We start from the raw sequence: 23,243 nt of genomic DNA, 5'->3' as shown, positions 1-23,243 counted from the left end.
AAAATATAAAAACGTATTTATTATAATCTTTTTTTAACGCTCAATAAAAAAAAGCCTCCAGATTTGGAGGCTTTTTTGTACACCAGAATTACTGTTGTGAAAGCATGAAATGTAATGGAGATAAAATTTCTGCTTTTAATGCCAAATTAATCATTGGATCTGGGTAAACACCCAAAATAATAACTAATGCAGCAGCAGCTAATACCATTAAACCACCCACTTTTTGTCCCCAATGAGCATCTGCATCAATACGAGGAGTTTCTGGTGGTGTCATATACATTACAACCATCACACGTAAGTAATAGTACAAACCGATACCACTACCCACAATAATCATTGCAGCTAAGAACCAGTGTTGAGTTGTTACAGCAGCCATTACCACCAAGAACTTACCAATGAAGCCTGCTGTTAATGGAATACCAGCCAAAGACAACATCATGACTGTTAAAGTTGCTGTAAGTACTGGACGGCGCCAGAACAAACCACGGTAGTCTGCAAGACTTTGTGCTTCATCTACGTTGTTATATGGGCTAGACATTAATGCTACCGCACCAAAGGCACCGATAGTAGTTAATACATAAGACACCACATATACAGTTACGCTACCCAAGCTCGCATAAGTCATGCTAATTAAAGCAATTAACAAATAACCAAAGTGAGCAATAGATGAATAACCAAGAATACGTTTTAAATTAACTTGACGAACAGCGAGTAAGTTACCAACTAAAATCGACAATACAGCAATGATCGTCAAAATAGTTACTAACGAGTTCACCATCATTGCGCCTGAAGCAAGCATGTAACGCACGAACAAACCAATTGTTGCAACTTTAGCAGCAGTCGCTAAGAAAGTTGCCATTGGCGCTGGTGCACCTGCATATACATCTGGTGTCCATTTATGGAACGGCGCAAGCGATAATTTAAATGCAACAGCAAAGATAATAAGTGCTAAACCTAATAACACCATTGGCTGTTTGATTGCTTCAAATAATGCCTGTACAGAATCATAGAATGAAAGCGAACCTGTATATGCATAGATATATGCCATACCCATCAACAACATTGCAGAAGCTGTCGCTGAAAGTACAAGATACTTAATACCCGCTTCAAGTGAGTTACTGCGTTGATAAGTATAAGCAAGTAAGCCATATACAGGAATCGACATTAACTCAAGGCTAATGAAGAACGATGCATAGTGAGAGCTTGCAACCATCAACATTGCACCTGCTACTGAAGCAAGTAACAAAAGATATAACTCTTCGCGGTTGTCTTTATAAGTTTCGATGTAAGCATGAGACAAAGTACAACATGCCAATGCCGCAATCAAAATCATAAATTGATAGAACATGGTAAATGGATCAACCATAAACATGCCCATCACATTTGCCGGTACAAACTTACCGCCAAATACTGCAAATAAAATATAAAGTGCAGCAAGGTTTAAACCGACAACAGAGGCTGTTGCGATTAAATTATGATTACGCTTAATTGAAATTAACAGCATGACGACGATTGTTGTCAAAGCAACAATCATCACCGGAGCTAAAGGCATAAGCGTAGAGAATGATACTGTGAAGTTCATGATTATTGGATCTCCACATGGTCAAGTTGAGTAGCTGTTTGCTGAACAGTTTCAACGACTTCTTGTACTGGCACATAACTATTGACCAACCACTGCATGCTTGAATGAGATACATCCAAGAATGTTTGTGGGTAGATACCAAGCCAAACGAGACCAATTGCACAAATCATCAAAATACCAACTTCACGAGCAGATAAGTCTTTCAATGGACTAGTGTAATGTTGCTTTTGTTCAGGATTTGGTTCACCAAATAAAGCACGGTGAATCAAGATCAAGCCATATAAACCTGCAAATACAAGGCTGATAGAAGCAAGAATCGTGAAGACAGGATATTTATTAAATGAACCCATCAAAATCAGGAATTCACCAATAAAGTTACCTAAACCTGGTACACCTACAAGAGCAGCAACGAAGAACATCAAGAAAAATGGCAAGTACTGAAGCTGGCCACGAAGACCACCCATTAAACGTAAATCACGTGTATGTAAACGTTCGTAGATTTGACCAGACATAATGAACAATGCAGCTGATGACAAACCATGTGCCAACATCATGATCATTAGACCTTGGAAGGTCAAAATATTACCTGCATAGATTGCAAGTAAGATAAAGCCCATGTGTGAAATCGACGTATACGCAAGTAAACGTTTCATGTCAGTTTGCTGGTAAGCACACCATGCGCCGTAGAAAATACCAATCAAACCAAAAATAATCGCAATGTCTGCAAACTGTGCAGAAGCTGTCGGGAAGAATGGAATAACAAAACGAAGCAAGCCGTACGCAGCTGTTTTAATCAAGATACCCGCTAAGTCTACAGAACCCGCTGTAGGTGCTTGAGCATGTGCATCTGGTAACCAACCGTGTAATGGGAATACTGGTAACTTCACCGCAAAACCGATGAAGAAACAGATCATGAAACCGTACGCTAAGCCTGCAGGTAAATGGTTAGCTACAGCTAATAAATAGTTGTAATCAAAACCGATCATGCCTGTCATCATGTAGCCATAAACTACAAGACCTAGGATACCGATTAACATCACTAGACCAGCAATCTGCGTGTAAAGGAAGAACTTAGTTGCAGCGTAAACACGTGAACGACCATTTGAACCTTTATGACCCCATAACGCAATCAAGAAGTAGATTGGTACAAGCATCATCTCCCAGAAGAAGAAGAACAAGAACAAGTCAATCGCTAAGAATACACCGATAACACCACCTAAACTCCATAATAGGTTTAAGTGAAAGAAACCAACGTTCTTTTGAATCTCGCCCCATGAACAACCAACAGCAAGTACACCAAGTAACGCTGTTAATAACACCATGAGTAAAGATAAACCATCCACAGCTAAGTGAATGCCAATACCGAGTGATTGAATCCACGGTAAATAGAACTCAGCAGACCAAGTTGGGATTTTAGAACCCAACTCGTAGCTATAAGTTCCACTTTGCCAAAGTGCAAGACCTAAGCCCAAAGTAATGAGCATACCAATTAAGGCAATCCAGCGTGGCAAAGTTTTGTCGAGCTTATCGACTAACCAACAAATAAAACCGGCAATGAACGGAACAAGGATCAGCGCGGGTAAAATTAAATTGTTTTCCATTTTATTTCCCCACTACCTGAATAACGATCAAGATCATCAATAACACCACTACACCGAGTGACATGCTTGATGCGTATTCACGCAATGAACCTGTTTGACGTGAGCTTGTAAAACTATTTCCGCCTTTCACGAGTGCAGGAAGAACTAACCACAAACCGTCAATCGGATCACGGCCAAAGATTTTGGCGAAGAATAAATAAGGTTTAACAAAAACGATGTCATACAATGCATCAAAACCAAAAGCAGTACGGCAAATATGTGCCAAACCTGAACCCAAACTTGTTTGAGCGAATGATTTCACTGCACCATAAGCAAATGTAAATAATGCTATACCAACAACAAGACCAACTAGTGCAATACCTACTGCTAAGTGCTCTGCCCCATGCATGCCTTCTACAAATTGTTCAGCGACATGGAATTCAGGGATTTTTGCAGTATTCAGAATACCTGCTACCGGTGCTTTTAATACCGCACCAACAAAAGTAGACAATACAGCTAAAATACCCAATGGAGCCCAGTAAGTTGCACCTTTAATTTCATGGTAAGGCGTATTTTCTTGACCAAAGAATACAACCCAGATTAAACGGAATGTATAGATTGAAGTCAGGAATGCACCTGCTACACCCACCCAATATAAGGTGTGGTATAAAGCAACTGATTGACCTTGTACCCAAACTTCACCAAGAATCGCATCTTTAGAGAAGAAGCCAATAGTCAAGAATGGAATCGCTGCTAACGCACCGCCACCAATCGCGAAACAAGCAAACAGGAATTTGTTACGTTTGAACAAACCACCCATTTTGAAAATGTTTTGCTCGTGGTGATAAGCCAGAATAACCGCACCAGAAGACAAGAATAATAATGCCTTAAAGAATGCGTGAGCCAACATGTGGAACAAGCCAGCTTGATAAGCTTCCGCACCTACAGCCATAAACATATAACCCAACTGACTCATTGTTGAGTAAGCCAAGATACGTTTGATGTCTGTTTGTACAAGTGCAGCAAAACCTGCAACTAACAAAGTTACCGCACCTGTTACTGAAATGAATTGCATCACTTCAGGAGCAAGTTCGAATACGCTGAATAGACGACAGCATAAGTACACACCAGCCGTTACCATTGTTGCAGCGTGGATTAATGCAGAAACAGGTGTTGGACCTGCCATCGCATCTGCCAACCATGTTTGCAATGGAATTTGAGCAGACTTACCAGCAGCACCCAAGAACAACATTAATGCAGTCCAAATTGTAAGTGACGAACTCTTCGTCATTACTTCAGCTGCGTGTTCAACGATGTATTGAGTATTAAGCGTACCAAATTGTTGGTAAAGCAAGAATAAAGCAATAAGCAAGAATACGTCACCAACGCGGGTCACTGTAAACGCTTTGATCGCTGCCCAACCATTTGCAGGGTTTGCATAATAGAAACCGATCAGCAAGTAAGAGCAAAGACCTACACCTTCCCAACCCAAGAATAACAACGCCAAGTTGTCACCCAATACAAGCACAAGCATGCTTGCAACAAACAGGTTGAAGTAAGAGAAGAAACGCGCATAGCCCTCTTCACCACGCATGTACCATGAAGCAAAGATGTGGATTAAGAAACCAACACCCGTGATCATGCCCATCATGAGTAAAGATAAGCCATCTAAATGTAAGCTAATGCCCGGCGCAAAACCGCCAACATTGAACCATGTCCACAAGTTTTGAACAAAAACTTGTTGACCACTTGTGGTAAATGCCATTCCAGCAATCAGTGCAAATAATGCAGATAAACCTACAGAACCCACGCCAATAACTGCTGCAACGTTTTCAGAGAGTTTGTCTCGTCCCGCCGCCAATAAAATAAAACCGATTAGCGGAAATAATACTGTTAGATATAAATAACTCATCCGCGCATCTCACTAGCAGCATCCACATCCAAATGATGGAAGCGATGATAGAACTGAAGGACAATCGCAAGACCGATACATGCCTCTGCTGCTGCAAGGGTCAAAATCAGGATGAACATCACTTGTCCATCTGGTTGTGCCCATACGCTACCCGCAAGAACAAATGCCAATGCTGCAGCATTCATCATGATTTCAAGGCTCATTAACATAAATAATAGGTTGCGTCGCACCATTACACCGTAAAAACCGAGTGCAAAAAGGATGGTTGCAACAATCAAACCATGTTCTAAAGGAATCTGGCCCATTATTCTTTTTCCTCTTCTGCACCTGGTTCACGTTTACCTAAGTGGTATGCTGCAACAAGGGCTGCTAGCAATAACATCGCGGCAACTTCAACCAATAATAAATAGTGAGTAAAGAGTGCTTGACCAACTACTTTTGGTCCAATCACTTGTGCCCCAAGCGGTGCTGAAATAGTGGTGTATTCACCACCAAGCATCCAAACTAAAAGCAAGCCGAGCAAGAAACTCATGAGTGCTGGATATGCCCAAGCATCTGAAGAAAGCCATTTACGTTCTTGTTCAACGGTGTGTTGACCTAAGTTAAGCATCATCACCACGAAGACAAACAGAACCATAATTGCTCCGGCATAAACGATGATTTCAAGAGCACCTGCAAAAGGTGCCCCCACGATCATGAAAATACCAGCAACAGCAAGCAATGAAACAATTAGACTAAGTAGAGCGTGTACAGGGTTCGTGTTAGTCACTACACGAACCGTAGAAACAATGGCCACGAGTGCCATCAAATAAAACGGCCACATCATGGTAATAGACTCCGTACATCGATTGGTGCACTTTCTTTTTGTGCTTGACCTTTCTCTTTACCGTTAATTGCCATACCCGTTACACGGTAGAAGTTGTAGTCTGGGTATTTGCCTGGACCTGAAATGAGTAAGTTTTCTTTCTCATAAACAAGGTCTTGACGTACATATTCGCCTAACTCGAAGTCTGGTGTGAGCTGAATCGCAGTTGTTGGACAAGCTTCTTCACACATACCGCAGAAAATACAACGCGAGAAGTTGATACGGAAAAACTCTGGGTACCAACGACCATCTTCTGTTTCTGCTTTTTGTAGTGAGATACAGCCAACCGGACATGCAACTGCACATAGGTTACATGCTACGCAACGCTCTTCCCCATCAGGGTCACGCGTTAATACAATACGACCACGAAAGCGTGGCGGCACAATCTGTTCAGCCGGAACTTCTGGATATAAAATCGTGTCACGTTTACGCGTTGCATGGCTAAACACCATGAGTAACGTACGTACAATTGATCCGAATCCAGCTAGAAATTTATACATTTTGTACTCCCTGCTGTCCTAGGCCTGATTCATCAGAATCACAGCACCAGTCACTAACAAGTTGACCAACGCCAATGGCAAACAAATTTTCCAACCAAAGTTCATGACTTGGTCATAACGTGGACGCATTAAAGAACCACGTGCCAATACGAACATCATTACAAAGAATGCTGTTTTAATCACAAACCAGAATACTGGTGGAACAAATGGAATTTCTAAATTGAATGGCGCTAACCAGCCACCAAAGAATAAAGTCACGATCAATGCAGAGATCAGTACCACGTTGACATATTCAGCAACGAAGAACATACCCCATTTCATACCGCCATATTCAACATGGTAACCTTCTGCCAATTCTTGTTCTGCTTCTGGTTGGTCAAATGGATGACGGTGAGTTACCGCAACACCAGCAACTACGAAAATCAAGAAACCTAAGAATTGCGGAATGACAAACCAAACATCACGTTGTGCTTCAACAATTTCACGAAGGTTAAATGAGCCTGCAATTGCAACTACACCCATCAATGAAATACCCAAGAACACTTCATAAGAAATGGTTTGAGCTGCTGAACGTAAACCACCAAGTAATGAGTATTTGTTATTTGATGCCCAGCCACCAAATAAAACTGCGTAGACAGCAATACCAGCCATTGCCATGAAGAACAATAAACCGATACTCATGTCGGCAACACCCAGTGAAGGACTCACCGGGATTACCATGAACGAAAGAACCGCTGTTGCCATTGCAACAGCTGGTGCTAAACGGAATGTAAGTTTGTCAGCAAATTTTGGGGTCCAGTCTTCTTTGAACATGATCTTGAGCATGTCGGCAACGATCTGGAACATACCGCCAGGACCAACACGGTTTGGACCATAACGGTCTTGCCACCAAGCAAGTAAACGACGCTCAATAAAAGACATCAATGCTGCAACTAAAACAACAACAAGCAAAATTACAACTGCTTGAACGACAGCGTAAGCAATCGGCCAGTTCTCAGCCCAAAGTGGCGTTTGACGTATAATTTCTTGATTCATGAATTACACTCCTAAAGCCACTGAAACAGGCTCAGCTAGTGACACCATTGGTGCTAAACCAACTGGGTAACCAATATAACCTGTAGGTAAATATTCAATTACTTGTACAGGCAAGCTTACAGTCGTTTCGCCTGCTTTTACTGTAATGCGTTGACCTTCTTGAAGGTTTAAACGAGTTGCATCTTGTTCGCCCACTGCAAACACAGCTTCAGGAATACGAGTTTCCATTGCAGGTGTTTTAATCGTGAATTCACCAGAACCAAAAATATGATGCATTGGTACTAAGCGGAAACTTTCAGGGTTTGCAACTACTGGCACTGGAGCAACGTAGCTACGTGCAGGACGTTTTGCCAAGCGATCGAATAAACGAACCCCAGAATCACCACCTTTTAAGTGACCACCGACTTCATCCTGGTATTTGTTCCAAGATTGTGGAGAGTTCCAACCCGGAGCCCATGCAAATGGTACTAATGATGATGCTTTTTGCGGCCCCACATAACCTTCCATTGAGAATGTTAATGCTGAATCTGGATCAGTAGGCTGTTTAGGTTCATGAACCGATAACGGCGCACGCATTGCTGTACGACCTGAATAACGACGTGGTTCACGCGCGATTTTCAAGCCATGTACACGGTAGCCTGCATCAGGCGCAACATCTTGGATAGCTTCAAGTACTGGTACATTTTTCACGATGCTTTCAATTACATCATCAAGTAATGTCCAATCTACAGCCTTACCTTTAATGCCAGTTTCAATGGCATGTAACCAACGCCATGATTCTTTAATTGCGTATTCAGGTTTGTAGTAGCTTGGATCGTAAACTTGATAGAAACGCTGTGCACGACCTTCTTGGCTTACAACAGTACCATCACCCTCTGCAAAGCTTGCTGCTGAAAGAACGATATCAGCCTGTTTCACAGTTTCAGTTTCACTGTGATCAAGCACGATTACTGTTTCAGCTTTATCTAATGCAGCTTGTACTTGAGCAGCTGGTAAGCGACGGAACAAGTCATTTTCAACAATAACAAGTGTGTCGTAATCTTGAGCAAATGCTTGTTCAAGGCTTAAACCACCGAACAATGCTAAGCCCATAGAGTTCACTTCAGGAACTACAAGACTTAAACCAGCTTTAGAACCTAGGTTCTGAGTCAACTGTGCTGCAGCTTCCATAATAGAAGCGTCTTGCAAACTCGTACCCGCGATAATTAATGGTTTGTTTGCTGCTTTTAAAGTGTCGGCAATGGTTTGAGCAAATGCTTTTGCATCTTCATCTAAACCACTTACAACTTCACCATTCACTGCCGCAGCAACTGCAAAGCCTAAACGTGCGATGTCATTTGGAGAAGCAACCACTTCACCGGTTGCAACGTCAGCAAGACGAGTTTGAGTTGCAGCTAAAATGTAAACCGGAGATTTTGCTTCTTGGCCAATACGTTGTACAGGCTCAGCTAACCAATCTGGTGTACGTGTTTTTGCAGCCATTTCACGCGCTTTGTTTTTCGCAGCTTGGCGAACAGACAATGCCATGCGAGGTGCAGTTTGAGTTAGGTCTTCACCTAAGATCAGAACAGCATCATAGCTTTCAATTTCACGCATATTCGGGTTGTAGATACCCTCGGTTTGCATGATAGATGCAGCAAGTTCAACAAGCTTTTGCTCTTTTTGTGCAATACCAGTTGAGTAATTTGCCTGACCTACAAGCTCACGTAATGCGTAGTTCGATTCCAAGCTTGCGCGAGGAGAACCAATACCCAAAACTTTTTTGCCTTGAAGCTTAGCAATCGCTTGATCGAGAGCTTGATCGACAGAAACAGTTGCAACAGTTTCACCATTACGGAACTGAGGCTGACGTGGACGGTCTGCACGGTTCACATAACCTGTGCCAAAACGACCTTTGTCACAAAGGAAGTACTGGTTAACCGAACCATTAAAACGGTTTTCTACGCGACGGATTTCACCATAACGTTCACCCGGAGAAATGTTACAGCCAGAAGAACAGCCTTGACACACGCTTGGTGCATACTGCATGTCCCACTTACGGTTATAACGCTCTGAGTGAGTCTTATCAGTGAATACACCTGTTGGACATACTTCAGTCAAGTTACCAGAGAATTCAGACTCTAAAGTACCTGATTCCGGACGACCAAAGTAAACACGAGATGCATTGGCATATACGCCAAAATCTGTACCGCCCGCATAGTCTTTGTAGTAACGAACACAACGGTAACAAGCAATACAGCGGTTCATTTCATGCGCAATGAATGAGCCAAGTTCTTGGTTGTAATGCGTACGTTTTGTAAAACGATAGCGACGACGGTCATGACCTGTCATTACAGTCATATCTTGTAAATGACAGTGACCACCCTCTTCACAAACTGGACAGTCGTGTGGGTGGTTGGTCATCAAAAATTCAACAATAGATGCACGGAAATCCGTTGCTTCTTTGTCTTCAATTGAGATATAGGTATTGTCAGATGCTGGTGTCATGCAAGACATGACTAAACGACCACGCGTATCTTCTGGATTCGCATATTGCGTAACAGCACATTGACGGCAAGAACCAACCGAACCTAAGGATGGATGCCAACAAAAATATGGGATGTCGATGCCCAGACTCAAACATGCTTGTAGCAAGTTTTCCGAGCCGTTGACTTCATACGATTTTCCATCGACATGAATTGTAGCCATAGTCGAATTCCTTAAGCTTGTTCTACGTTGCTGGTTTGCACGACAGGACGATTCGTCACTTTCGCTTCAAACTCACCACGGAAATGTTTGAGTGCGCCCATAAGCGGCTCCATCGCACCTGGTGCGTGGGCACAGAAAGTTTTACCAATCCATAATTTACGAGTTAGTTCTTGTAAATGGTCGATATCTTCTTTCTTGCCTTCGCCTGCTTCAAGTGCTTTAAGCGCTTTAACAGCCCATGGCAAACCATCACGACATGGTGTACAGAAACCACATGATTCACGCGCAAAGAACTCTTCTAAGTTACGAGTGAGCGATACCATGCATTGGGTTTCATCTACCACCATTAACAAACATGTTCCCAAACGAGAACCTGCTTTCATAATCGTGTCTGCATCCATTGGTAAATCAATGGTATCTGCTGGTAAAAAGTCAGTTGAAGCACCACCTGGTAACCATGCTTTGAGCTTTAAGCCCTCACGCATACCACCTGCATGATCTTCAATTACTTCACGTGCAGTTGTACCAAATGGCAATTCCCAAAGACCCGGGAATTTAACTTTACCCGATGCACCATAAATTTTAGTACCTGGATCTTTTGATTTACCCGCTGACAAGCCGATATACCACTCTGGTCCACGAAGCATGATTGCTGGCAAGTTGTTATAAGTTTCAACGTTGTTCACAATCGTCGGACGGCCCCATGCTCCTGCAACTTGCGGGAACGGTGGCTTAGTACGTGGGTTAGCACGACGGCCTTCAAGCGAGTTAATCAATGCAGTTTCTTCACCACAGATATAACGCCCTGCACCCGTATGTACATGCAGATCAAAATTCCAGCCAGAACCTAAGATATTTTCGCCTAAATAACCTTTAACACGAATCTGTTCTAACGCTTCATTTAGATATTGAGCAGCTTCGATGTATTCACCACGGATAAAGATATAACCTTGAGTTGCTTCTAAGGTATAACCCGCAATTAACATCCCTTCGATCAATTGATGTGGAAGTTTTTCCATCAACAAACGGTCTTTAAAGGTACCCGGTTCCATTTCGTCGGCATTACAGATCAAATAACGTGGACCACCATCATTTGGTGCCATCAATGACCATTTAATACCTGCTGGGAAACCCGCACCACCACGACCTTTTACAGTTGCAGCTTTAATGACGTCTAACACTTCAGCAGGTTTCATGCCCAATGCTTTTTTAAAGCCAGCATAACCTTCAAGTGCTTCGTAATCATCAGCACTACGTACCGCTTCTTGTTTACTTAAACGCCAAGTAAGCGGATGAGTTTCTGGATTACCGTCGCCATAAATTGGTTTTGGTTCAGTATTCATACATACTTCTCCAATAACTGTTTAATTGATGTCACTTCTACTAAACCGTGAGTATCTTCATCAATCATTAAAGTTGGGCCTTTGTCGCAGTTGCCTAGGCAGCAAATTGGAAGCAGTGTAAAACGACCATCTGGTGTCGTTTGACCATACTGAATTCCTAATTCACGCTGGAATGCTTCAGCAAGAGTTTCTGCACCCATTAAGAAGCACGCAATTGAGTCGCAAAGCAAAATTACGTGACGACCTACCGGATGGCGATAGATACGGTTGTAAAATGTTGCAACACCTTCCAAATCAGCAACACTCATCGACAACAACTGTGCGATGGCATTCATTTGAGCGTCATCTACCCAACCATTACGGCGCTGTACACACTTCAATGCATCCAAAGAGGCTGCACGAGGGTATGGATAGTGACCAATGTGATGTTCGATTTCGTGAATTTCTTCCGCAGTCAAAATCCCTTCGACATTCACACGTGGTTTTTTATCAGTCAAAATCATCATTATGTGTTACCTCTTAGCGATCCACGTCAGCCATAACCACGTCAATGGTCGCCAGATAAATGATTAAGTCAGATACTAAACTTCCGTTAATCACTGAAGGCATTTGCTGTAAGTGAGTAAACGTCGGTGTACGAATACGAGTACGATAACTCATGGTCGCTTTATCTGAAGTCAAGTAGTAAGTACTTGCACCTTTAACCACTTCAGTCATAAATGATGACTCGCCCGCTGGCATGACAGGACCCCATGAAACGCTCAAGAAGTGCGTAATCAAGGTTTCAATATCTTGTAATGTCTTATCTTTCGGTGGTGGAACAGCCAATGGATGATCCGCTTTGTATGGACCAGAAGGCATGTTATCCAAGCACTGTTGAATAATTTTTAGCGACTCGGTAATTTCACGGAAGTGAACAAGCACACGTGCGTATGCATCGCCTTCATACTCAACCGGCACATCAAAATCGAAGTTTTCATAGCCGCTGTATGGACGATATTTACGTACGTCAAAATCGATACCTGTTGCGCGTAAACCAGTACCAGTTACACCCCATGCGAGTGCAGATTTGGCATCGTATTGTGCAACATTACGCGTACGACCAATAAACACAGAGTTTTTCAAAGCCGCTGTGTAATATTCGTTTAAGCGTTTAGGCATCCACTCTAGCAATTCTTTAACAAGCTTTTGCCAGTTGTTTGGAAGATCGTGTGCTGTACCGCCAATACGGAACCATGCTGGATGCATACGGTAACCCGTAATTGCTTCAACAATGTCGTAAACTTTTTGACGGTCTGCGAACATATAGAATACTGGTGTCATACCGCCAGCATCCTGAATTGCCGTACCACAGAATAACAAGTGGTTATTAATACGGAACAATTCGTTCAACATGACACGAATAACTTGTGCACGCTCAGGAACTTTAATGCCTGCCATTTGCTCTACAGCCATCACATACGGCATGTTTTGAGCACAACCACCTAAGTAGTCAACACGGTCAGTATAAGGAATGAAAGAATGCCATGTTTGACGTTCAGCCATCTTTTCCACACCACGGTGGTGATAACCAATATCAGGTACACAGTCCTTCACTTCTTCGCCATCTAACTGCAATACAACACGGAACGCACCATGTGCAGATGGATGGTTAGGACCCAAGTTCAAGAACATGAAGTCTTCATCAGCGTTGCCACGCTTAAGACCCCAGTCTTCCGGCACAAAACGTAAGTGTTCTTGTTCAAAGTCTTGTTTCGCTTTATCTTGCATGTACGGCGTATATTCTGTCGCACGTGCTGAATATTCTTTACGAAGCGGATGACCTTCCCAATAGGTTGGCAACAAAATACGACGGAGCATTGGATGCCCTTCGAAATTGATACCGAACATATCGTAAGCTTCACGTTCATACCAGTTGGCATTTGGCCAGATATTTGTCGCTGTCGGAATGTTTAGATCATTTTCGTTCAAGGCAACCTTGATACGAATGTCACTATTACGCTCAAGCGATAATAAATGATAGAACACAGTGAAGTCAGATGCTGGTAAACCATCACGATGAACACGTAAACGCTCATCCATCGCAGATAAGTCAAACAGCATTACATACGGACGTTCCACTTTACGCAGGAACATAAGGACTTCTTGCACGCGTGCGCGCTCGACCCAGACTGTTGGAAACTCTTCAAAAGTCGCCTGCACGTAAAAGTTCTCACCAAATTTGGTTTTGAGCTCTTCTACGATTGCAAATGCTGGGCGTGAATCAACTGCTGTTGACTCTGGCATAGCAATGTCAGTTTCAGCCATTGGCTTGGCTTCCTATTTAATACAAATTCTGTCAATTTTCTCGATGAACATATCAGTTAGATATGTCAAAACACCGTCAAAAAATTATTTAATCTCATCCATAGAGCGTAAGTTTTTAACGGCAATACGCTCTGCATTCTTACGATCACGTTCTGGCATCATCTTTGGCTTATACACTGGCTGAAGATCATCACCGATCACGGCAGAAAGCGGGCGTCGCTCTAATTGAATCTGGTCTTGTAAAAGCATTAAAGCTTGAATTAATGCTTCAGGACGAGGCGGACAACCTGGGACGTACACGTCAACAGGAATAATTTTGTCTACACCTTGTACTACTGAATAGATGTCGTACATACCTCCAGAGTTTGCACAAGCACCCATCGAGATGACCCATTTAGGCTCTAACATCTGTTCATACAGACGCTGAATAACTGGTGCCATTTTTACGAAACAGGTACCTGCAACAATCATCAAGTCAGCCTGACGAGGTGAAGCACGGATAACCTCTGCACCGAAACGTGACAAGTCATGCACACCTGTTAAGGTCGTTGCATATTCGACGTAACAACATGAGGTACCAAAGTTAAATGGCCACAAAGAGTTTTTACGTCCCCAGTTTACTGCTGTATGCAAGACATCCTCTAAACGAGTCATGAATACGTTTTTATTCACTTCCTCTTCAAGCGGATCCGTCACAATTTGACGTTCTTGCAATGGGTATTGATCAGCATCCGGATTCGCGCGGGTCAGAGTATATTTCATCCCGACTTACTCCTTTTCAGATGACAATGCAGGTGTAGTTTTTGACTTAACACGACCTGATGATTGAGCTGGAATCTGGCCTGTAGGGTCAGTTACGAGCTCTTCAATAGAATTAAAGCGTGTAATTTCAGCAATGTTCATTGTTGGTGAACCGATTTTAACCGCTTCACCTGCTGATTTACGGCGATCTGCTGGTGACCAACTTAAAGCACCTACAGAGAAGGCATAAACAAGCGCAATCAATAAATCAACGACAAAGATCACCACAGTGGTATATCCCAACCACCCTACTTCACGCACAGAAGTAGACCATGCATAGAGGTAAAGTGCCTCTAAGTCGAAGACAACAAAGAAAATTGCAACTAAATAGAACTTTGCAGACAGGCGAATGCGAGCGCCACCAGCACTCACGACACCTGATTCAAACTGCTCTTGCTTAGCACGTCCCCACGATTTCCCCCCGAGGAGTAAGGGAACTGTGAGCATAAAGACGCAAAGAAATGTAACGCCGATCACGAAGGCGATAATCGCCCAGTCGTATGGAGTAATGGCACTCATGCGGGGATAACTCCTGGCAGGCCTATTATTTAACAAAGAATGTATGTATTGGCCTTCAAATACACCAAACACAAAATTAATCCCGCCAATTGTACCTGATTTCTAATTTCCCATGCTAGTTGAAGCGTCTTAGTCTTTCGGATGATTTTCTAGACAAAACTATTCATCTATGTGTTGTAAGGGGGGTTTCACAGCACATAATCGGTTTATTTAATAGTTTCTTTGTTTATGATGATTTTTTTCATTTTTTAATTTTAGAATATTTACACAGTTGAAGCGCTTATTAACTTTTTATAACTTACTTTTTTATAATATTAGTTTGTTTTTTATTGTATTCAGCTTCTCCTCTGAATTATGATGAATGTTTAATCATGCATAATATTTTATTACTCTTGGATAAGAGTATTTATCATTAAGGGCAGCTGATGCCATACTCACTTCGTGAATTTTCATTTCTCTCCTTTTTAAAATTTTTTCTCCTATTTAGCTTCATTATTGCGACATGTTGTTTGATTGGCATCGCATCTCGCCCTTTAAGTTTTCTTGCATTCTTTTGGCCTGCCAATTCGGTTTTGCTCGGATTGCTTATTCGTTTTCCAATCACACGCCAACCAAGCGCATTTTTAGGTGCCTATATAGGATATGTGATTGCTGACTTATTTCAGGGCACTCCATTTGCTCTCACACTTGTTTTAACAACATCAAACTTTCTTTATGTTGTTACTACGTTTGCGCTCTACATGTTTTTTAATCAACATATTAAGGCGGCCTATCGCGGTTATTCTTACCTTTTTTTATTTGGATTATGCGGAATAGGTAGCGTAGTAGGTGCATTGTTTGCAGCAACTTTCGTGCCTATGTTTAATAACAAATTTATGATTGGTGGCTTGTTGGATGAGTTTGGTTACTGGTTTACTTCAGAACTGCAAAATGCCTTACTTCTTTTACCTATCATATTGAACATCCCTCAATATAATCAGGTTAAACATTACTTTTCAAGAAATCGTAGCCTACAACCAAGCGACCTTTTACCTTTTGGAGCCGTGCTTATTTCGATTGCTGCTAGCTATTATGACTCTGGTCCGGGTTCGCTCCTCTACCCGATTGCTGCCCTGATCTGGTGTGCTATTCGCTACAAACCTATTATTGTTGCACTCATTACTAGCTTGACCAGTGCTTATATTATTTATCATGTCTCTGGACATTACCTTTTGCTCTATCCAAACGAATATCTCAGCAATACGATCTCAATCCGTATTGGGTTAATTATGATGACGATTGCCCCACTTACGGTTTCTAGCATTAGTGTTTTGCATTCAGAGTTAATTCAAAAGCTTCAACATGCCATTGCACATGATGAACTAACTTCAAGTCTGACTCGACGCCAGTTTTTACAGTCGGTCAGATTACTTCAAGAAAAAGTACAAAAAGAAAATAAGACCTCAGCTTTTTTCATGCTTGATGTCGACCACTTTAAGCAAGTTAACGACAACTATGGCCATCAAATCGGTGACCGTGCGCTACAAACTTGTGTCACCACTATACAAAATATTTTGCATCCCCACGATTTATTAGGCCGTTTTGGAGGTGAAGAGTTTGCCATTTTTATTGCAGATACCACTAAAGAAAGTGCATTTGAACTGGCTGAACAAATTCGAATTAAAATTAGCCAGCAACCGATTTATATTTATGGGAAATTACCAATTTTCATACAGGTGAGTATTGGCATAAGCTTATATTCCCCATCGTCCCATCGAGCGATTGAAAATTTATTTAAAGAAGCAGATGACGCTCTATATCAAGCAAAACGCCAAGGACGTAATCGAGTGTTTATCTCTTTATAATTTTTTCATTTCATCATCTAGTGTAATGAATTTTATACAATAACCTGTGTTTTGCCATGTATGCTAATAACAGATAATAAGGAGAAAAATGCATGACTCTAGAATATACGCATAAACCAAACTACTACTTGTTTGCACAATTACTGGTGCGACATATAGAAAGCTATATTCACAAACATCCAGATGCCAACAATGCAATTTTTGACTTACGGGATGTCTATGAAATATTTAGACAGGATTTTGCGTCAACGACAACAAACCTAGAAGGTATTTTGCATATTGCAGATGAATATAAAATAGAAACGCTTAATGGAGATCAACCTCTTATTCAAAAATACCAGATTGATGCAAAAAACAATTCGTTACTGATCGATTTTAATTCCGATGCGTTAACCAGCTTAAGAAGCGGAAAACCTATTTTGGAACCAGATGCAACCCAACTATAAGTAGATTAATAAAAAAGCACCTTATGAAGGTGCTTTTTTATTGGCTTTTAAAGGAGGCTGTTTAAAGCGTTTTGCTGGCCATGTCATAATAAAACGAGCACCACCCAAAGTTGGGCTTTCATCCACTTTAATTTCACCGCCAAACCAATAGGCAATACGGCTTACGATAGACAACCCTAAACCATAACCACCCGACGCACGCGTACGGCTATCGTCTAGACGGGCAAAAGCTTCAAATACTCTTTTACGGTCTTGTTCAGGAATACCTGCGCCATCATCTTCAACACAAACAAAGGCCATGCCATCACTGTGGATACCACCGGTAATCCGAACTTTATTATCGCAATAACGAACCGCGTTACCCACTAAGTTTTGAACAACACGATGTAAATAACGACGCTCAGCATCTACTTTTACATAAAGTGGAGGAGCAACCAGTTCAATTTCTTTTTGCGTTTTTAAAGCTTCGGTTTCGACCGCAACCTGATCCAACACATCAAATAAAGTAATTTCATCAAAATCTAGTGAAGGTGTACCCTGCTCTAGTTTTGCATAAGTCATGATTTCATCAATTAAAGTATTGAGTGCTTCAATATCTTTATCAATCATATCGACCTGATGCATACGATGATTGTAATCATCTTCTTCCGCCAACATTTCTGTACCAAAGCGAATACGGGCAACAGGCGTTCTAAGCTCATGAGATACGGCTCTCATTAACTCACGCTGAGCCTCGATTAAGCGCTGAATATGATCAGACATATTGTTATAACTTGATGCCAAGTTTGCCATTTCGTCACTTCCTTCAATAGGAACACGCAATGACAAATCACCAGACTTCATACGGTTTAATGCATAACGTACTTGGCGAATTTTACGCTCTAGTGGCAAGATCAACCCATAAACACCTAGACTCAGCAAAAATAAGCTAAATAAGGTAATCCCTGCTGAAAGCTGCAAAGGCATCCAGTTAAACATCGGAACCGGTCCAAGCACGAGAACCCGTGTAGGCTGATTCGGAATTGGAGAGACGATTGAAATGGTTGTACCGCGGACTGTTGCACTGTCTTTGTACAACATGACGCTTTGGTCTTGGCGTAACCGACCAATTTGTTCAGAGTCCAGATTAATGTCTTGAATATTGTAGATATTAATTGGGTAGGAAAAATGCTTTTGAATCTTGGCAAGATATTCTGGTTCTTGCCCCGGATAAAACATTAGATAATCCAATACAAAAATAGGGAGAGCCTTCATTTGGCGCTCACTAATTTTGTCGACTTTTATAGATAAAAAGTGCTGAGGGTCGTCACGCAAGCCAATAATGATATACGCAATACTATTACTGGCATCGTAACGTACAACAGATTTTTGAGCTTCGATTCGTTTTTTCTCGGTACGAGATAACTCAACCTTGCTTGCATCAGTATAGTAAATTGGAAGTTCCAATAAATCCGATGCATCTGAAACCCAGTCTATTTTCTGTTGTTTCCCCGGTTGTCGAGCGACTCCCTCACTAATGACATAAGAGATACCATCAGTTAAAGATTCTCGGTATTCTTGTGCCCGTTGATAATTGATAATTTGTACAAGCAAATAACCAAAGACAGCAACCAAAACAACAAGAATTACCAGTCCCGCATATATTCGCAGGAATATACTGTGTTTAAACACTCGACCAACCTTATAGGAAGTTTATTCCGATCTTATAACCCATTGGTTTCTTTAACGAACAAGTAACCTTTACTACGTACTGTTTTAATACGTTTTGGATTTTCAGGATCATCACCAATTTTTGGACGAATACGTGAAATACGGACGTCGATTGAACGGTCCTGACCATCGTATTCGATACCACGTAAACGTTCGAAGATATCTTCACGCGATAAGATACGACCAGCATTTGATGCAAGCAACCATAATAGGTCATATTCTGCGCTAGTGAAGTCAACAAGTTCACCATTTAGCGTTACAGAACGACCGCCATTATCAATTACAAGGTCATCGAACTCGATACGTTGAGCGACTTCATCTTCTACAGTTTTATCTGTGCGACGTAATAGTGCACGGATACGCGCCAAAAGAACACGTGGTTGAACTGGTTTAGCAACATAGTCATCTGCGCCCATTTCCAAACCAAGTACCTGATCCATGTCTTCTGTACGTGCAGTCAACATCAGAATCGGTTGATGGTAATGTGGACGAACTTCACGGCAAACTGTTAAGCCATCGGCACCCGGCAACATGACATCCAAGACTACTAGATCTGGCTGTTCACTAATAATACGACGAATTGCACGGTTACCATCAGTTTCTACACCAACTTCCAAACCGTTGCGAATTAAATATTCTTGAGTTAATCGCGCTAAGCGCTCGTCATCTTCAACGATCAGAATCTTTGGTAACTTTTCTTCTTGGCTCATATCATTGCCCCTATAAATCTCGTTTCATGCATCTTAAAAATCTTGCAGATACATTCGTTTATCATTTGCAATATACACACGTTTACATTGTAAACAAGTAGGCGTTCACCAAACTGATACATGACCATCGTATTTTGTTGCATTTTATTAACCTTTGAATTTTCACGTGTTTTTAAGATTTATTTATTGTTATTAAATTTCATATTCTATTCATATTTCCAATGTATGAATATTAAACAAATTATTTCTCTGTTTAGTTTAAATTTATTTAAGTGTTTGTTTTTTGAGTTATCCACAAAGTTATCTATAAGCGTTTTTTAACAGCTTTGCTATGCTATCTCCCATCAAATCATACAGATAAAAAATTACTAAAAAGTCAAGATTGATCTGCTATGAAAAATCCCGTATCTTGTGTTGAAAATAAACTTTAACTACTAAGTCTTGTGTTTATCCCTCAAATATCGTGGCATGTTTTTTGCTCGGTTCAAACGGTCTATGAACATAACAAAAGTGACAATGGAGCTATGCTGGCATGAGCGTAATTACTTCGACTCCCGGTCAAATTCAGGTGATTAAGCGCACTGGAGATGTTGCTGCATTTGATGCAGAGAAAATTTCAGTTGCGATTGGTAAAGCTTTTCTTGCTGTGGAAGGTCAACAGAGTTCGGATTCTAGCCGTATTCATGACCGTATTACCCAGTTGACGGAAATGGTCTTAAATACTTTTACTCGCCGTTTACCATCGGGCGGTACGATCCATATTGAAGAAATTCAAGATCAAGTAGAACTTGCTTTAATGCGTACTGGGGAACAAAAGGTTGCCCGCGCTTATGTGATTTACCGTGAACAACGTGCTAGCGCTCGTCAGCAAACGAACTCAAACCACCACCCTACTTTACAAGTTACCGACAAAAACGGTCAGCTTCAGCCACTTGATTTAAGTGCATTGCAAGCAACTGTTTCTAAGGCAGCTGAAGGTTTGGAAGGTATTGACGTTCAAGCCATTGTCGATGAAACCGTTAAAAACTTATATAACGGCGTAAAAGAAAGTGATATTGCCACAACAATGATGATGGCTACACGTACCCGTATTGAACAAGAACCAAACTACACTTACGTGACTGCACGTTTGCTTTGTAACGAATTAGTGAGCACTGGTTTAACGTTCTTAGGCTTATCAACAGATACACCTGAAAACAATGCACTTGAAGCATTCTTGAAAAAAGGTGTTGAGCTTGATTTGCTTTCACCTGACTTGCTTGACTTCGACTTAGAAAAATTATCAGCAGCAATTCAGCCAGAACGTTCTAATCAGTTTACCTATTTAGGCTTACAGACTTTATTTGACCGTTACTTCATTCACTCAAACGGCGTTCGCTTCGAATTACCACAATTATTCTTCATGCGTGTGTCGATGGGTCTTGCACTCAATGAGCAAGATAAAGAAGAGCGTGCAATTGAGTTCTATAACTTATTGTCTAGCTTCGACTACATGGCTTCTACGCCTACCCTGTTTAACTCAGGTACATTACGCCCACAGCTTTCAAGTTGTTACTTAACAACGATTGGCGATGACCTTTATGACATTTATGGCGCTATGCGTGACAACGCGATGCTTTCTAAATGGGCTGGTGGTTTAGGTAATGACTGGACACCTGTTCGTGCCTTGAACTCTTATATTAAAGGTACTAACGGTAAGTCTCAGGGTGTTGTTCCATTCTTGAAAGTTGCGAACGATACAGCTGTTGCAGTAAACCAAGGTGGTAAGCGTAAAGGTGCTGTGTGTGCATACCTAGAAACTTGGCACTTAGACATCGAAGAGTTCTTAGAGCTTCGTAAAAACACAGGTGATGACCGTCGCCGTACTCACGACATGAACACTGCGAACTGGGTTCCAGACTTGTTTATGCAACGTGTATTTGAAGATGGTGAATGGACATTATTTACCCCTTCTGAAACTCCAGACTTGCACGACTTAACTGGTGCTGAATTTGCTGAGCGTTATGCTTACTATGAGTCTGTAGCGAAAGAAACCAACATGCTACACAAGAAAGTACGTGCTAAAGACTTATGGCGCAAAATGCTTTCTATGTTGTTTGAAACTGGTCACCCATGGATCACATTCAAAGATGTATGTAACTTACGTTCACCACAACAACATGTTGGCGTAGTTCACTCATCTAACCTATGTACTGAAATTACCTTGAACACAAATCAAGACGAAATTGCAGTATGTAACTTAGGTTCGATCAACCTTGTACAACACGTTCAAGGTGGTGTGTTAGACCGTGAGAAGTTAGCTCGCACTATTAAAACAGCAGTACGTATGCTCGATAACGTTATCGACATTAACTATTACGCTGTACCACAAGCGAAAAACTCTAACCTGAAACACCGCCCTGTGGGTATGGGTATCATGGGCTTCCAAGATGCTCTATATGAAATGGGTATTGCTTACGGTTCAGACGCTGCTGTTGATTTTGCAGATGAATCAATGGAAGTAATTAGCTACTACGCGATTGAAACTTCAAGCAACTTGGCTGTTGAACGTGGTGCTTACTCAACATTTAAAGGTTCATTGTGGGATCAAGGTATCCTTCCAATCGACTCTTTAGAAATTGTTGCGAAATCTCGTCCAGAGCGCATGTTCGAAGTTGACCGTACTCAACGTTTAGACTGGGACACTTTACGTGCCAAAGTTCAAAAAGACGGTATGCGTAACTCAAACGTGATGGCGATTGCTCCAACTGCAACCATCTCTAACATTTGTGGTGTTTCTCAGTCTATTGAGCCAACATTCCAAAACTTATATGTGAAATCCAACTTGTCTGGTGAGTTCACTGTTATTAACCCATACCTCGTTCGTGCATTAAAAGATCGTGGTCTTTGGGACACAGTAATGGTTAACGACCTTAAACACTTTGAAGGTTCAGTACAAAAAATTGCTCGTATTCCTGAAGAATTAAAAGCAATCTTTGCTACTGCTTTTGAAGTAGATACACGTTGGATCGTTGATGCTGCATCACGCCGTCAAAAATGGATTGATCAAGCTCAGTCGCTTAACCTTTACATCTCTGGTGCAAATGGTAAGAAACTTGACATCACTTACAAGATGGCATGGTTACGTGGTCTTAAGACGACTTATTACCTCCGAGCTTTAGGTGCAACTTCTGCTGAAAAATCTACAATCAACACAGGTGCTTTAAACGCAGTTAAACCTGCAACTGTTGAAGCAGCGGCGGTTGCTGCCCCTGTTGTAGAAGCGAAGAAGCCAGAAGCAGCGGTTGAAGAAGAAGGCTTTACTCAAGCAGCTCCTGTACCAATGGCTTGTTCAATCGACAACCCTGATTGTGAAGCTTGCCAATAACATTCAATAAGATTGCTCTTTTTCACTAAAGAGC

General features: G+C 41.6%; 19 protein-coding genes. 3 read left to right on the top strand and 16 right to left on the bottom strand.

Going from position 1 to position 23,243, the window contains the following annotated elements; genetic code table 11:
- Positions 1-88 precede the first annotated feature (88 nt).
- From nuoN to ndhC, 13 genes are all read right to left on the bottom strand, one after another.
- Entirely contained in the window at positions 89-1,582 is a 1,494-nt protein-coding gene (nuoN, locus tag KTJ10_RS14495) for an NADH-quinone oxidoreductase subunit NuoN (protein WP_002120035.1), read from the bottom strand.
- 2 nt (positions 1,583-1,584) lie between these two features.
- Positions 1,585-3,183 (bottom strand): NADH-quinone oxidoreductase subunit M, encoded by a 1,599-nt coding sequence (gene nuoM, locus KTJ10_RS14490; protein ID WP_002120006.1) that lies wholly within the window; start codon positions 3,181-3,183, stop codon positions 1,585-1,587.
- A 1-nt stretch (position 3,184) separates the two neighbouring features.
- The gene (nuoL, locus tag KTJ10_RS14485) at positions 3,185-5,074 is read right to left on the bottom strand and encodes an NADH-quinone oxidoreductase subunit L (RefSeq protein WP_002120008.1); all 1,890 of its coding nucleotides are present in this window, start codon (positions 5,072-5,074) and stop codon (positions 3,185-3,187) included.
- Positions 5,071-5,379: an NADH-quinone oxidoreductase subunit NuoK gene (gene nuoK / locus KTJ10_RS14480; protein WP_000529822.1), complete on the bottom strand. Its 309-nt coding sequence runs from the start codon at positions 5,377-5,379 to the stop codon at positions 5,071-5,073. The genes nuoL and nuoK overlap by 4 nt, the downstream gene beginning before the upstream one ends.
- Positions 5,379-5,897 (bottom strand): NADH-quinone oxidoreductase subunit J, encoded by a 519-nt coding sequence (nuoJ, locus tag KTJ10_RS14475; RefSeq protein WP_014205902.1) that lies wholly within the window; start codon positions 5,895-5,897, stop codon positions 5,379-5,381. The genes nuoK and nuoJ overlap by 1 nt, the downstream gene beginning before the upstream one ends.
- On the bottom strand, positions 5,897-6,439 hold the full coding sequence (gene nuoI / locus KTJ10_RS14470; RefSeq protein WP_002120012.1) for an NADH-quinone oxidoreductase subunit NuoI: 543 nt from the start codon (positions 6,437-6,439) through the stop codon (positions 5,897-5,899). The genes nuoJ and nuoI overlap by 1 nt, the downstream gene beginning before the upstream one ends.
- 18 nt (positions 6,440-6,457) lie before the next feature.
- Positions 6,458-7,474, bottom strand: a complete 1,017-nt coding sequence (gene nuoH / locus KTJ10_RS14465) for an NADH-quinone oxidoreductase subunit NuoH (RefSeq protein WP_004703499.1) — start codon at positions 7,472-7,474, stop codon at positions 6,458-6,460.
- Between the two features lie 3 nt (positions 7,475-7,477).
- Positions 7,478-10,162 (bottom strand): NADH-quinone oxidoreductase subunit NuoG, encoded by a 2,685-nt coding sequence (nuoG, locus tag KTJ10_RS14460; protein WP_014205900.1) that lies wholly within the window; start codon positions 10,160-10,162, stop codon positions 7,478-7,480.
- Positions 10,163-10,173: 11 nt separating this feature from the next.
- Positions 10,174-11,505, bottom strand: coding sequence for an NADH-quinone oxidoreductase subunit NuoF (gene nuoF / locus KTJ10_RS14455; protein ID WP_262442303.1), 1,332 nt, complete (start codon positions 11,503-11,505; stop codon positions 10,174-10,176).
- The gene (gene nuoE, locus KTJ10_RS14450; RefSeq protein ID WP_002120040.1) at positions 11,502-12,011 is read right to left on the bottom strand and encodes an NADH-quinone oxidoreductase subunit NuoE; all 510 of its coding nucleotides are present in this window, start codon (positions 12,009-12,011) and stop codon (positions 11,502-11,504) included. The genes nuoF and nuoE overlap by 4 nt, the downstream gene beginning before the upstream one ends.
- A 13-nt stretch (positions 12,012-12,024) precedes the next feature.
- Positions 12,025-13,812 (bottom strand): NADH-quinone oxidoreductase subunit C/D, encoded by a 1,788-nt coding sequence (nuoC, locus tag KTJ10_RS14445; protein WP_002120052.1) that lies wholly within the window; start codon positions 13,810-13,812, stop codon positions 12,025-12,027.
- Positions 13,813-13,896: 84 nt separating this feature from the next.
- On the bottom strand, positions 13,897-14,574 hold the full coding sequence (locus KTJ10_RS14440) for a NuoB/complex I 20 kDa subunit family protein (protein WP_002120034.1): 678 nt from the start codon (positions 14,572-14,574) through the stop codon (positions 13,897-13,899).
- Positions 14,575-14,580: 6 nt separating this feature from the next.
- A complete protein-coding gene (gene ndhC / locus KTJ10_RS14435; RefSeq protein WP_002120061.1) occupies positions 14,581-15,132 on the bottom strand; it encodes an NADH-quinone oxidoreductase subunit A in 552 nt (183 codons plus the stop codon).
- 425 nt (positions 15,133-15,557) lie between these two features.
- On the opposite strand from ndhC, the gene KTJ10_RS14430 reads away from it, so the two are divergent.
- The gene (locus tag KTJ10_RS14430) at positions 15,558-16,976 is read left to right on the top strand and encodes a sensor domain-containing diguanylate cyclase (protein WP_262442301.1); all 1,419 of its coding nucleotides are present in this window, start codon (positions 15,558-15,560) and stop codon (positions 16,974-16,976) included.
- Positions 16,977-17,068: 92 nt separating this feature from the next.
- Positions 17,069-17,422, top strand: a complete 354-nt coding sequence (locus tag KTJ10_RS14425; RefSeq protein WP_002120022.1) for a hypothetical protein — start codon at positions 17,069-17,071, stop codon at positions 17,420-17,422.
- Positions 17,423-17,443: 21 nt separating this feature from the next.
- Here KTJ10_RS14425 and bfmS read toward each other — a convergent pair whose 3' ends face one another.
- From bfmS to KTJ10_RS14410, 3 genes are read right to left on the bottom strand one after another with little or no spacing between them, the layout of a single operon-like run.
- The gene (gene bfmS / locus KTJ10_RS14420) at positions 17,444-19,093 is read right to left on the bottom strand and encodes a sensor histidine kinase BfmS (RefSeq protein WP_262442299.1); all 1,650 of its coding nucleotides are present in this window, start codon (positions 19,091-19,093) and stop codon (positions 17,444-17,446) included.
- A gap of 32 nt (positions 19,094-19,125) precedes the next feature.
- Entirely contained in the window at positions 19,126-19,842 is a 717-nt protein-coding gene (gene bfmR, locus KTJ10_RS14415) for a response regulator transcription factor BfmR (RefSeq protein ID WP_000076440.1), read from the bottom strand.
- Positions 19,839-20,021 carry a hypothetical protein gene (locus KTJ10_RS14410; protein ID WP_031945032.1) on the bottom strand — a complete coding sequence of 61 codons (183 nt, stop codon included), beginning with the start codon at positions 20,019-20,021 and terminating at the stop codon, positions 19,839-19,841. Before KTJ10_RS14410 ends, bfmR begins: the two co-directional genes overlap by 4 nt.
- 353 nt (positions 20,022-20,374) lie before the next feature.
- Here KTJ10_RS14410 and KTJ10_RS14405 point away from each other — a divergent pair, with 353 nt between their 5' ends.
- Positions 20,375-23,209, top strand: a complete 2,835-nt coding sequence (locus KTJ10_RS14405; protein WP_057106872.1) for a ribonucleoside-diphosphate reductase subunit alpha — start codon at positions 20,375-20,377, stop codon at positions 23,207-23,209.
- Positions 23,210-23,243 lie beyond the last annotated feature (34 nt).

This window comes from Acinetobacter sp. WU_MDCI_Abxc222 (genome assembly GCF_025514755.1).
GTDB classification, from domain to species: Bacteria; Pseudomonadota; Gammaproteobacteria; order Pseudomonadales; family Moraxellaceae; genus Acinetobacter; species Acinetobacter geminorum.
Note: the sequence above shows the minus strand (reverse complement) of the source record. Positions and strands in the feature narration are given on the sequence as shown.

Excerpts from the sequence above, each read along its gene's own strand:
- nuoI (WP_002120012.1), bottom strand. The coding sequence starts at position 6,439 with ATGTATAAATTTCTAGCTGGATTCGGATCAATTGTACGTACGTTACTC.
- nuoE (WP_002120040.1), bottom strand. The coding sequence starts at position 12,011 with ATGATGATTTTGACTGATAAAAAACCACGTGTGAATGTCGAAGGGATT.
- nuoH (WP_004703499.1), bottom strand. The coding sequence starts at position 7,474 with ATGAATCAAGAAATTATACGTCAAACGCCACTTTGGGCTGAGAACTGG.
- nuoG (WP_014205900.1), bottom strand. The coding sequence starts at position 10,162 with ATGGCTACAATTCATGTCGATGGAAAATCGTATGAAGTCAACGGCTCG.
- nuoN (WP_002120035.1), bottom strand. The coding sequence starts at position 1,582 with ATGAACTTCACAGTATCATTCTCTACGCTTATGCCTTTAGCTCCGGTG.
- bfmR (WP_000076440.1), bottom strand. The coding sequence starts at position 19,842 with ATGAGCCAAGAAGAAAAGTTACCAAAGATTCTGATCGTTGAAGATGAC.
- nuoL (WP_002120008.1), bottom strand. The coding sequence starts at position 5,074 with ATGAGTTATTTATATCTAACAGTATTATTTCCGCTAATCGGTTTTATT.
- KTJ10_RS14430 (WP_262442301.1), top strand. The coding sequence starts at position 15,558 with ATGCCATACTCACTTCGTGAATTTTCATTTCTCTCCTTTTTAAAATTT.
- nuoC (WP_002120052.1), bottom strand. The coding sequence starts at position 13,812 with ATGGCTGAAACTGACATTGCTATGCCAGAGTCAACAGCAGTTGATTCA.
- KTJ10_RS14440 (WP_002120034.1), bottom strand. The coding sequence starts at position 14,574 with ATGAAATATACTCTGACCCGCGCGAATCCGGATGCTGATCAATACCCA.
- KTJ10_RS14425 (WP_002120022.1), top strand. The coding sequence starts at position 17,069 with ATGACTCTAGAATATACGCATAAACCAAACTACTACTTGTTTGCACAA.
- nuoF (WP_262442303.1), bottom strand. The coding sequence starts at position 11,505 with ATGAATACTGAACCAAAACCAATTTATGGCGACGGTAATCCAGAAACT.
- ndhC (WP_002120061.1), bottom strand. The coding sequence starts at position 15,132 with ATGAGTGCCATTACTCCATACGACTGGGCGATTATCGCCTTCGTGATC.
- nuoM (WP_002120006.1), bottom strand. The coding sequence starts at position 3,183 with ATGGAAAACAATTTAATTTTACCCGCGCTGATCCTTGTTCCGTTCATT.
- KTJ10_RS14405 (WP_057106872.1), top strand. The coding sequence starts at position 20,375 with ATGAGCGTAATTACTTCGACTCCCGGTCAAATTCAGGTGATTAAGCGC.
- nuoK (WP_000529822.1), bottom strand. The coding sequence starts at position 5,379 with ATGGGCCAGATTCCTTTAGAACATGGTTTGATTGTTGCAACCATCCTT.
- nuoJ (WP_014205902.1), bottom strand. The coding sequence starts at position 5,897 with ATGTGGCCGTTTTATTTGATGGCACTCGTGGCCATTGTTTCTACGGTT.